The organism is Thalassococcus sp., assembly GCF_982780845.1.
The window spans coordinates 225,237-235,283 of the sequence record NZ_CEYADA010000007.1 but is presented as its reverse complement, the minus strand read 5'-3'; the positions used below and the strand labels follow the sequence as shown (position 1 = coordinate 235,283).

Here is a 10,047-nt window from a genome sequence, read left to right as displayed (position 1 = left end):
GGCCTATATCGGTCGTGTCCGTGCACTTGCCAAAGCCTGTGCTGATGCGTTCGTGCAGACGTCTGCGGGCGGATGGGTTGCAGCAGAATGATGGGAAAGGTTCTAGCCGCCATGATCGTGCTGTCTGCCCTCGCTGCCGGTGGTGCCATGTACTACTTCCAAGTCTATGGATACTACACGGAAGTCACCGCATCCGGCGTTGACGACGTACAGATGACACCAGTCGGAACGTCCATGCCGGAAACGATCCTTTATGAGGATTTTCAAGCTATTGACGCCGACAGCTCACCCATCCGCTATCGCGCGTGTTTCACCACACCGACCAGCGTAGCGACACTGACTGAGACGTACGAAATCTATGACGGTGGCGCGCCTCGCGTGGCGCCCGGCTGGTTTGAATGCTTTGACGCGGAAGAAATCGGCACGCTGATCGATCAGGGTCGCGCGGTCGTCTTCCTTGGCGAACGCAACATGGAATTCGGCATCGACCGCGTTGTTGCTGTGGCCGACGATGGCCGCGGCTTTGTCTGGCACGAAGTGAACGACTGCGGCGACAAAACTTATGACGGCTCCCCCTTGGGCGAAGATTGCCCTGTGCGGAACCTGAACGACGGAGACACATGATGTCCGATCTGCTTATCGAACTGTTTTCAGAAGAAATTCCGGCGCGCATGCAAGCCCGCGCCAGCGAAGACCTGAAAAAGATGGTGACCGACGGTCTGGTCGAAGCCGGCCTGACCTACGCCCACGCAGGTGCCTTTGCCACGCCCCGTCGTCTGACCCTGACGATCGAAGGCCTGTTGGACAAAAGCCCCGATGTTCGTGAAGAACGCAAAGGCCCGCGTGCCGACGCGCCCGAGAAAGCCATCGAAGGCTTCCTGCGCGGTGCCGGTGTTTCCCGCGAGGACCTGATCGAGCGGGAAGAGAAAAAGGGTACGATCCTTTACGCGATCATCGAGAAAAAGGGCCGTCCTGCTGCCGAGATCGTGGCAGAAGTGCTTGAAAAGACTATTCGAAACTTCCCGTGGCCCAAATCCATGCGTTGGGGCACCGGTTCGCTGCGCTGGGTCCGCCCCCTGCACCGCATTCTGTGCATCCTGACCGACGACGCAGGCGAAGCTTCAGTTGTGCCGCTGGATGTCGATGGCATTCAGGCGTCGAACGTCACCGAAGGCCACCGTTTTATGGCACCGGGTGCGTTCTCGGTGTCGTCCTTTGACGACTACACAACCAAACTGAAGCGCGCCTTTGTACTGATCAATCCCGAAGAACGCGCAGAAATGATCTGGCACGACGCCACCAATGCGGCCTTTGCGAATGGCCTTGAGGTCGTGGAGGATCGCGGTCTTCTGGCGGAAAACGCCGGTCTGGTGGAATGGCCGGTGACATTGATGGGCGCGATTGCGGACGAATACCTGTCTCTGCCGCCCGAGGTTCTGCAAACCTCGATGAAAGAACATCAGAAATTCTTCTCGGTCAAAAACCCGTCGAATGGGCGCATTGAGCGGTTCATCACAGTGGCCAACCGCGAAACATCTGACAACGGCGCGACCATTCTGGCCGGAAACCTGAAGGTTCTGTCTGCCCGTCTGGCGGATGCCAAATTCTTCTGGGAAAACGACCTGCGTGTCGCGAAATCCGAAGGTCTTGAGGCATGGACCGCCAAGTTGTCGAACGTGACGTTCCACAACAAACTGGGCAGCCAGAAAGACCGGATCGACCGGATCGCGGAACTGGCGAGCAAAATCGCGCCTTCGGTCGGTGCAGATACCGACTTGTCGGCAAAGGCCGCGCTGGTGGTTAAGGCAGATCTGTCATCCGAGATGGTCTTTGAATTCCCAGAACTTCAAGGACTTATGGGCCGCTACTACAGCGAAGCCGCTGGCCTACCCGCTGAGATCGCCAACGCCTGCGAAGAACACTATTCGCCGCTGGGTCCATCCGATGACGTGCCCACAGCACCCGTGTCTGTGACCGTCGCTCTGGCCGATAAGCTGGACGTTCTGACAGGCTTCTGGGCGATTGACGAAAAGCCCACAGGTTCCAAAGACCCCTTCGCCCTGCGTCGTGCGGCCCTTGGTGTGATCCGTCTGCTGCTAACCAACGACATTCGCTTGTCACTGTCCGAGGTCTTTGGTGAAACGGAGTGGTCATCTGATCTGCTGTCGTTCTTCCATGACCGTCTGAAAGTATTCTTGCGTGACGATGGTATCCGCCATGACGTGATCGACGCGTGCCTTGCAATGCCCGGCAACGACGACATCACCCTGCTGGTCAAACGCGCCCGCGCCCTGTCCGACGTTCTGAAAACCGAAGACGGTGAGAACATGGTTCAGGGCTTCAAGCGTGCGAACAACATCCTGACGCAGGCAGAAGAGAAAGACGGCGTTGAATACAGCTTTGGCGCTGATCCCAAATTCGCAGACACGCCCGAAGAAAAAGTTCTATTTGCAGCCTTTGATGCGGCCGAGGAACAGATCAAACCTGCAATGGAGCGCGAAGACTTCGCAGCTGCCATGCAGGCGATGGCCACCATGCGTGGGGCGGTCGATGGTTTCTTTGAGGCCGTGCAGGTCAACGCCGACAGCGACATCTTGCGCCGCAACCGTCTGAACATGCTGTCCAGCATCCGCAGCATCTGTTTGCAGGTTGCGGACCTGAACCAGCTTGAAGGCTGAACAGATAAAGACGCGCCGTTTGTAAAGATTTCTTGTCACGCGGCGCGTCCTTTGTATTCTGCACTCAGTCAAAAGGTGCTGCAGTGCAGAAATTCAATCCAGATGAACCCTTTGTTACGCTTGTAACACCCACCGCGCCGATCCAGCCGTCTACCCACGGCGGGCGTGCTAAGTGTTTGCAAAGACTGGTTCGTTTGGATTTGCCAGTGCCGCGCACGGTTGCCCTTTCTTTTGACACGGTCCACGACATCGCCAACGGCGAAATGCCGGACCTTGATCAGCTTTTGTCGCAGTTTCAGCCCGATGCGCTGCTCTGTGTGCGGCCCTCTTCTCAGGATCCTGACTGGGGCGGTCCCGGTGCGATTCTGAATGTGGGCATGAATGACGCCAGCTTTGTGGAACTGTCCGACAAACTGGGCGCCGAGGCCGCAGCATCGATCTACCAACGCTTTGTTCAGACATACGCAATCCACGTCGCGCGCCTTGATCCGGATGTGTTTGAAGAGATTGACGCGCAAGGCCAGCAAGGTCTGTCAGATGCATTGATGGCCTATGAGGACGAGGCGGAAGAGCCCTTCCCCCAGTCACCCGCCGTGCAACTGGCCGAGGTTCTGCGGTCGATGGCGCGCGCTTGGGAAGGCACTTCGGCGCGATTACTGCGTCAGGCCAAAGGTGCACCTGTTGACGCGGGTCTGGGCCTTGTTGTGCAGGAAATGGCATTGGGGCTGGGCCACGGCGAATGCGGGTCCGGCGTGTTGCAGCTGGTCAATTCCGATACGGGCCTGCCGCAGATTACAGGTCGATACCTAAGCCAGAGCCAAGGCCGTGAGGCGCTGGCCGCTGGCGCGAAATCGCTGTTTCTGGAACAAGATGACCGTGGGCCGTCCTTGCAGGACTTGGCACCGCAAGCTTTTGAAGAACTGAAAGAACACGCTGCCCTGATGCGTCGGCGCCTGCGCGCGGAAATGCAGATCGAATTCACCATTGAAAACGGGCGCGTTCATATTCTGGACGGCGTCCGCGTGGATCGCAGCGCACGCGGCAACGTGCGGATCGTCGTGCGTCTGGTCGAGGACGGCATCATTACACGGCAAGAGGCGCTGATGCGGGTCGAACCCCGTGCGCTTGTGGAATTGTTGCACCGTCAGGTCGATCCGGACGCCGTGCGCGACGTAATCGCCAACGGCATCGCCGCCAGTCCCGGCGCTGCGACCGGACGGATCGTGTTTTCCGCCGCCGATGCGCAGGCAAGCGCCGCGCGTGGCGAGCCATGTATTCTGGTCCGCCGCGAAACCTCGCCCGAGGATGTGCGCGGCATGCACGCCTCCGTCGCCGTTTTGACCGAACGGGGCGGTATGACCAGCCACGCGGCGGTGATTGGCCGTGGTTTGGGCCTGCCCAGCGTTGTGGGCGCAGCCTGTATCCGCATCCATCCCAAACGCGCACAAATCATCGCCCGCGATGGTCGCGTGTTTCAGGAAGGCGACATCATCACCGTGGACGGCACAAATGGTGAAGTTCTTGCCGGCGCGCCTGAAATGCTTGAAGCACGGCTGGACGACAGCTTCCAGACGCTGATGGACTGGGCTGACGCCGAAGGTGAAATTGACATTCGCGCCAACGCCGACACCCCTGCCGATGCCGCGATCGCGCGCGGCTTTAATGCGCACGGGATCGGCCTGTGCCGGACCGAGCATATGTTCTTTGATCCGGGTCGCTTGACCGTAATGCAGGAAATGATCTTTGCCGATGCGCCGGAAGACCGCCGTGCTGCGCTGGATCAGTTGCTGCCGATGCAGATCGCGGACTTCACCGAGTTGTTCCGCATCATGCACGGCCAGCCCGTGTGTATCCGCCTGTTCGACCCGCCCCTGCACGAATTCCTGCCCTCAGACCGCGCAGGTCTGCGCGATCTGGCCGAAGCGCTTGATTTGCCCGTTTCCGACGTCACCCGACGCGTTCAAAGCATGGAAGAACACAATCCGATGCTGGGTCTTCGTGGCGTGCGCTTGGGGCTGACCGTACCTGAAATCTACGAAATGCAGGTGCGTGCGATTTTCGAGGCCACCCTGACCGCCAGCAAAGAAGGCGATCCTGTCGTACCGGAAATCATGATCCCGCTGGTTTCGGCCCCGCGCGAGGTGGAAATCGTGCGAACGCGCATTGATGCGGTAGCCGCGGCAGTTCGAAATGAACATGGTCGCGACTTTGATTACCGGCTTGGCGTGATGGTCGAAACGCCACGCGCCTGCCTGATGGCCGACAAGATCGCAAGCAGCGTCGATTTCTTAAGCTTCGGGACCAACGACCTGACTCAGATGACGTACGGCCTGTCGCGCGACGATGCGGGCCGCTTCATGTCGGCCTATGTCAATCAGGATGTCTATAAAGAGGACCCGTTCCATATTCTGGATGTGGACGGCGTGGGCGAATTGCTGACAGTGGGTTTCGAACGCGCCCGCGCGGCCAATCCCGATGTGGTGATGTCGATTTGTGGCGAACATGGCGGCAACCCCGAATCAATTGCCTTCTGTCGGGGCCTTGGATTCAACTATGTCAGCTGTTCCCCCTTCCGGGTACCGGTGGCACGTTTAGCCGCAGCCCAAGAGGCCATTCGCCTCAAGATAGCGACCAGTTAGGCGGATCAGCCCATATATATAGGCTAAAATCAGCTCTCCGACGTCGGGGTTACAAACCTGTGTTTTCGGGTAGGTGGACGCCGAGCGCTTTTTTCTCTAAACGGCGCGGATGCCCAGAAGGGCGTTTGATGTGATTGTACGAGGAAAGCAACATGAAGCGCACACTTACATGTATCGCTTTGGCCCTGTTAACCGCGACGCCCCTGCACGCTGAACTGAACGCCTCAAAGCTGGGCGAACTGATGCGTCAAGAGCAACGCAACCTGAATTCCGCAGCCGAAGATCATCTCAACCGTATGGTCAAGGCACCCGCCATCGCAAGCACTTCTATCAAATACGATGCAGATTGGCTGTCGTCGCAACCTGCCGCGTCCGGCGGTAAGGAATGGCAGTGTCTGGCAGAAGCGCTTTATTTCGAAGCACGCGGTGAAACCGTCAAAGGCCAGTTCGCAGTGGCCGAGGTTATCCTGAACCGTGTCGACAGCGCGCGCTATCCTGACTCGGTTTGTGGCGTGATCCATCAGGGCACCGGCCGCAAGTATGCTTGCCAATTCACCTTCACATGCGACGGCATTCCGGAAACCATTTCCGAACCTGCCGCCTATCGTCGTGTCGGCAAGGTTGCGAAACTGATGTTGTCTGGTGCGCCGCGCAACCTGACCGATGGTGCCACGCACTATCACACAACCGCCGTGAATCCTCGTTGGGCGCGTGTTTTCGCGAAAACCGCAAAGATCGGCGTGCATGTCTTCTACCGCCAGCCGGTACGCGTTTCGCAAAACTAAGACATAGGTCGCTTTTTGCTGCCAAACGGCGCTGTTGCTATGGCTATGAGCGCAGGGCTCTTGTTATTCAGGGGCCCTGACAATTACCGGATCGGGAAAAACCATGGCGTCTGAAATCCGTCTTGCCTTTTCGCACCCCTCGGAACGCGCCATTGCCACCTCTGGCGATGACCCGCGCGACCGCATTTCCCTGCGCGATCATATCGTCGAGGTTGAAATCGGTGCCTTTCAGGCGGAACGCGGCACGACTCAGCGCATCTGTTTCAATGTTGTGGTTGAAGTGACGCCCTTTACCGGCCCGCTGGATGACGATGTGGATCGCATTCTGTCTTATGATCGCGTGACCGAAGCCATCGAAACTGAACTGGCCGCCGAACGTCTGAACCTGCTGGAAACGCTGGCCGAGCGTGTTGCCGAGCGCATCCTTCTGGAACCGCAAGCGTTGCGCGTTTTTGTACGGATCGAAAAGCTGGATCGCGGTCCGGGGGCTTTGGGCGTCGAAATCGTCCGTTCGCGCAAGGAATTGGGCGATCGCCTTGGTGAAGTCGCGCAAGAACGCCCTCACCCGCGTGTTGTCTACCTGAGTAACGAAGCGATTGCAGACCCGCGCCTAACAGGTTGGCTGGACGAATTGCAATCCCGCAAGGCCCCGTTGATTTTCTGCGTGGGCGCGCCGGATATTCCCGCCCCCCGTCCACAATCCCCGCACAAAATGGTGCAACGCCGGATCGACCTTTTGGCGATTGAACAAAACGGTTGGGTTCTGGCCGCGCGGGATGATCGCTGCAAAGTGGTGGCGACACGGACCGAACTGGATTGGGCAATGAAGAACGGTCAGATTTGCGTCTGGGCACCGTCCAAGATTGTGCTGGATGCCACGCAAGGCCCACAATCGCAGCCACGTGACTCGGTCGCGCTGGCGGCTTGGTTCGCCGGTGAAATGACCGCGGTCGAACTGGTCGTGATCGGCGAAACACCGCCAGAACAGGCTTCAGTGCCGCTCAGACATGTCGCATTGGGCGATAGCGTTATCTGAAGTCTTGCGTAAATGGCCGTCATGGCGCAATCACAGGCCATGACAGTCTACTATCGTCCCATCGTTTCACACGACCCTGCCAGACCGGCAGAAGCAGCCCCTGTCGCGGGCAGTGACTACCTTTGGTTTGATCGTGCTGAACGGCTTTCACGTGATGGCGATCGCGCCATTGTCGAAGCGACGGACGTTCCTGCTGATGTATTGCATCGCCTGACAGCCCCCCGCCCACCCGTCGCCGGCGTTTCCATGGACGTGCCGTCGATCATGGGCATCGTGAACGTCACACCTGACAGCTTTTCCGATGGCGGTCGCCACAACGATGCCGAACGCGCCGTGGCGCATGCGCAGTTGTTGTCAGCAGAAGGGGCCGATTTTCTGGATATCGGGGGCGAGTCCACCCGCCCCGGCGCAGAATTTGTGCCAGACGAAGAAGAAATCCGCCGCACAGCCCCAGTGATTGCCCGCCTGACCGCAGAAGGGCTGTCTGCGATTTCCATCGACACCCGTAAATCCATGGTGGCGCGCGCTGCCATTCTGGACGGGGCTACAGTACTGAATGATGTCTCTGGTCTGGATTTCGATCCTGCCATGGCAGACCTTTGCGTCGAGTTCGATCTGCCTATCTGCGTGATGCACGCGCAGGGCACACCGGAAACCATGCAAAACGATCCTCGCTACAGTGATGTCGTGCTGGACGTGTATGACGCGCTTGAAAACAAGGTCGATCGACTGGTCAACCTCGGCCTCGACCGCGGTAAGATTATCGTCGATCCCGGCATCGGCTTTGGCAAGACGCAGTCCCACAACCTTGCGCTTTTGCAAAACATCGGCATTTTCCATGGCTTGGGATGCCCCATTCTTCTGGGCGTTTCGCGCAAGCGGTTCATCGGAACAATCGGCAATGCCCCCGAGGCAGACAAACGCGCCCCCGGTTCTATTGCCGTTGCGTTGGCGGCGGTGGCTCAGGGTATTCAAATCCTGCGCGTCCATGATGTAAGTGAAACCAAACAGGCATTAGACCTGCACCTGGCAGTGACGAGAGGACATTTTGATGTCGCGTAAACTTTTTGGCACGGATGGCGTCCGTGGTACGGCAAATATCTTCCCGATGACGGTGGAAATGGCCGTGATGATCGGCGCAGCTGCCGGACGCTATTTCCGCAACGAACACGGTGGTGTGCACCGTGTGGTCATCGGCAAGGATACGCGGCTGTCCGGCTACATGTTCGAAAACGCGTTGACCGCTGGTCTGACGTCCACCGGCATGAATGTTTTGCTGCTTGGCCCTGTTCCTACGCCAGCTGTGGGCCTTCTAACCCCGTCGATGCGCGCCGATCTGGGCATCATGATTTCGGCCTCGCACAATCCGGCTGACGACAACGGCATCAAATTCTTTGGCCCCGACGGTTTTAAGCTGTCGGACGAGGCAGAGGCAGAAATCGAAGCCTTGATCGAAGAAGGTGTTCGTCCGGCCGAGGCAGGTAATATCGGCCGTGCGCAACGGATCGACGATGGCCGTTTCCGCTATCAGGAACGTGTCAAAAGCTCGTTCCCGACAGGCATGCGTCTGGACGGGATGAAGATTGTCATCGACTGCGCCAATGGTGCGGCCTACCGCGCAGCCCCAGAGGTTCTGTGGGAGCTTGGCGCAGAAGTGATCGCTGTGGGCGTGACGCCCAACGGCAAGAACATCAACGACAACTGTGGTTCGACCAAACCCCAATCTGCCGCAGAAACTGTGGTCGCCCACGGCGCGGATCTTGGCATCTGTCTGGACGGCGACGCGGACCGCGTCATCATCATCGACGAAAACGGCAAAGTGGCTGACGGTGATCAGATCATGGCGCTGATGGCCGCCCGCTGGGCAGAAGAAGACCGCTTGGCCAAAGGCACATTGGTGGCCACTGTTATGTCGAACCTTGGTCTGGAGCGTTTCCTTCAGGGACGCGGATTGAATCTGGTGCGCACCGGCGTTGGCGACCGATATGTTGTTGAATCCATGCGTCAAAATGGCTTCAATCTGGGTGGCGAACAGTCAGGTCACATCGTGATGACCGACTACGCGACCACGGGTGACGGGCTGATGGCGGGTCTGCAATTCCTTGCGGAAATGGTCCGGACAAACAGCAAGGCATCGGAACTGACGCAAAGCTTTGAACCCGTGCCTCAACTGTTGAAAAATGTGCGGTTTGAAACCGGTCAGACCCCGCTTGAAGTTGCGGCGGTCAAAGCCTCGATCGCCGAGGCTGAGGCTCAGCTGACCGGCAAAGGCCGCCTCTTGATCCGCAAATCCGGCACCGAACCCCTGATCCGCGTGATGGCGGAATGCGAAGACGAAGGGTTGCTGGAACAGGTGGTCGACGGGATCGTCGCTGAAATCGCGTCTTCAGCAGCTTAAGCAGGTTTGGGGCGGCGAAACAGCCGCCCTATCCGACGGGAAAACCCGTTGAGGATGGCCAGCGCAAAGGCCCCTATTCCAAAACCTAGCGCGGCAAATGTCCCGCCTTCAAAGGTTACCGGCAGCGCCGGTTTATAGCTATCCCATGTCCGTTCCATCAGAACAGGGTCCGTGAGATGTGGCAGCAGGCTTGCGCGGGTAAAGGGCCCTGCCCCTTGCAATGCATCCAGGTCAGCCGACAGTTCTGACAATCTTTGGAAATTCGCGTTCATGCTATCGGCACGGGCCGCACCGAAGGCGCCACCTTGGGATAACTGATCAAGCGCTTCATCGCGTGTCAGGTTCAGCTTGGCGGCGTCCGCATCGAATTCCGCCACGACGCGCTGTAATTCATCCACCGTTCCACCCAGACGCTGCGTGTACTGCTGCGAAAACTCCGGAAATTGCGAAAACCCGACGGCCCCGCCGAAACCGGCGACCAACACCAATGTGCGCCCTATCATGCCCAACC

General features: G+C 58.5%; 8 protein-coding genes. 7 read left to right on the top strand and 1 reads right to left on the bottom strand.

Annotation, left to right across the window (positions count from 1 at the left end; genetic code table 11):
• Positions 1–87 precede the first annotated feature (87 nt).
• The 7 genes from AC4FIA_RS10350 (at position 88) to glmM (ending at position 9,536) form a co-directional block, all read left to right on the top strand.
• Positions 88–624 (top strand): DUF6446 family protein, encoded by a 537-nt coding sequence (locus AC4FIA_RS10350; protein WP_200813174.1) that lies wholly within the window; start codon positions 88–90, stop codon positions 622–624.
• Positions 624–2,678 carry a glycine--tRNA ligase subunit beta gene (gene glyS / locus AC4FIA_RS10345; RefSeq protein ID WP_490365778.1) on the top strand — a complete coding sequence of 685 codons (2,055 nt, stop codon included), beginning with the start codon at positions 624–626 and terminating at the stop codon, positions 2,676–2,678. The genes AC4FIA_RS10350 and glyS overlap by 1 nt, the downstream gene beginning before the upstream one ends.
• A 206-nt stretch (positions 2,679–2,884) precedes the next feature.
• The gene (locus AC4FIA_RS10340; RefSeq protein ID WP_490365777.1) at positions 2,885–5,317 is read left to right on the top strand and encodes a putative PEP-binding protein; all 2,433 of its coding nucleotides are present in this window, start codon (positions 2,885–2,887) and stop codon (positions 5,315–5,317) included.
• 152 nt (positions 5,318–5,469) lie between these two features.
• Positions 5,470–6,102, top strand: coding sequence for a cell wall hydrolase (locus AC4FIA_RS10335; protein WP_490365776.1), 633 nt, complete (start codon positions 5,470–5,472; stop codon positions 6,100–6,102).
• 103 nt (positions 6,103–6,205) lie between these two features.
• Positions 6,206–7,138, top strand: a complete 933-nt coding sequence (locus tag AC4FIA_RS10330) for a dihydroneopterin aldolase (RefSeq protein WP_490365775.1) — start codon at positions 6,206–6,208, stop codon at positions 7,136–7,138.
• A gap of 39 nt (positions 7,139–7,177) precedes the next feature.
• Positions 7,178–8,200, top strand: coding sequence for a dihydropteroate synthase (folP, locus tag AC4FIA_RS10325; RefSeq protein ID WP_490365784.1), 1,023 nt, complete (start codon positions 7,178–7,180; stop codon positions 8,198–8,200).
• Entirely contained in the window at positions 8,190–9,536 is a 1,347-nt protein-coding gene (glmM, locus tag AC4FIA_RS10320; protein WP_490365774.1) for a phosphoglucosamine mutase, read from the top strand. The genes folP and glmM overlap by 11 nt, the downstream gene beginning before the upstream one ends.
• Here glmM and AC4FIA_RS10315 read toward each other — a convergent pair.
• Complete coding sequence (locus tag AC4FIA_RS10315; RefSeq protein ID WP_490365773.1) at positions 9,533–10,039, bottom strand: DUF2937 family protein; 507 nt, start codon at positions 10,037–10,039, stop codon at positions 9,533–9,535. The genes glmM and AC4FIA_RS10315 overlap by 4 nt on opposite strands.
• Positions 10,040–10,047: the final 8 nt, after the last annotated feature.

Excerpts from the sequence above, each read along its gene's own strand:
- AC4FIA_RS10350 (WP_200813174.1), top strand. The coding sequence starts at position 88 with ATGATGGGAAAGGTTCTAGCCGCCATGATCGTGCTGTCTGCCCTCGCT.
- glyS (WP_490365778.1), top strand. The coding sequence starts at position 624 with ATGTCCGATCTGCTTATCGAACTGTTTTCAGAAGAAATTCCGGCGCGC.
- AC4FIA_RS10335 (WP_490365776.1), top strand. The coding sequence starts at position 5,470 with ATGAAGCGCACACTTACATGTATCGCTTTGGCCCTGTTAACCGCGACG.
- AC4FIA_RS10330 (WP_490365775.1), top strand. The coding sequence starts at position 6,206 with ATGGCGTCTGAAATCCGTCTTGCCTTTTCGCACCCCTCGGAACGCGCC.
- folP (WP_490365784.1), top strand. The coding sequence starts at position 7,178 with ATGACAGTCTACTATCGTCCCATCGTTTCACACGACCCTGCCAGACCG.
- glmM (WP_490365774.1), top strand. The coding sequence starts at position 8,190 with ATGTCGCGTAAACTTTTTGGCACGGATGGCGTCCGTGGTACGGCAAAT.
- AC4FIA_RS10315 (WP_490365773.1), bottom strand. The coding sequence starts at position 10,039 with ATGATAGGGCGCACATTGGTGTTGGTCGCCGGTTTCGGCGGGGCCGTC.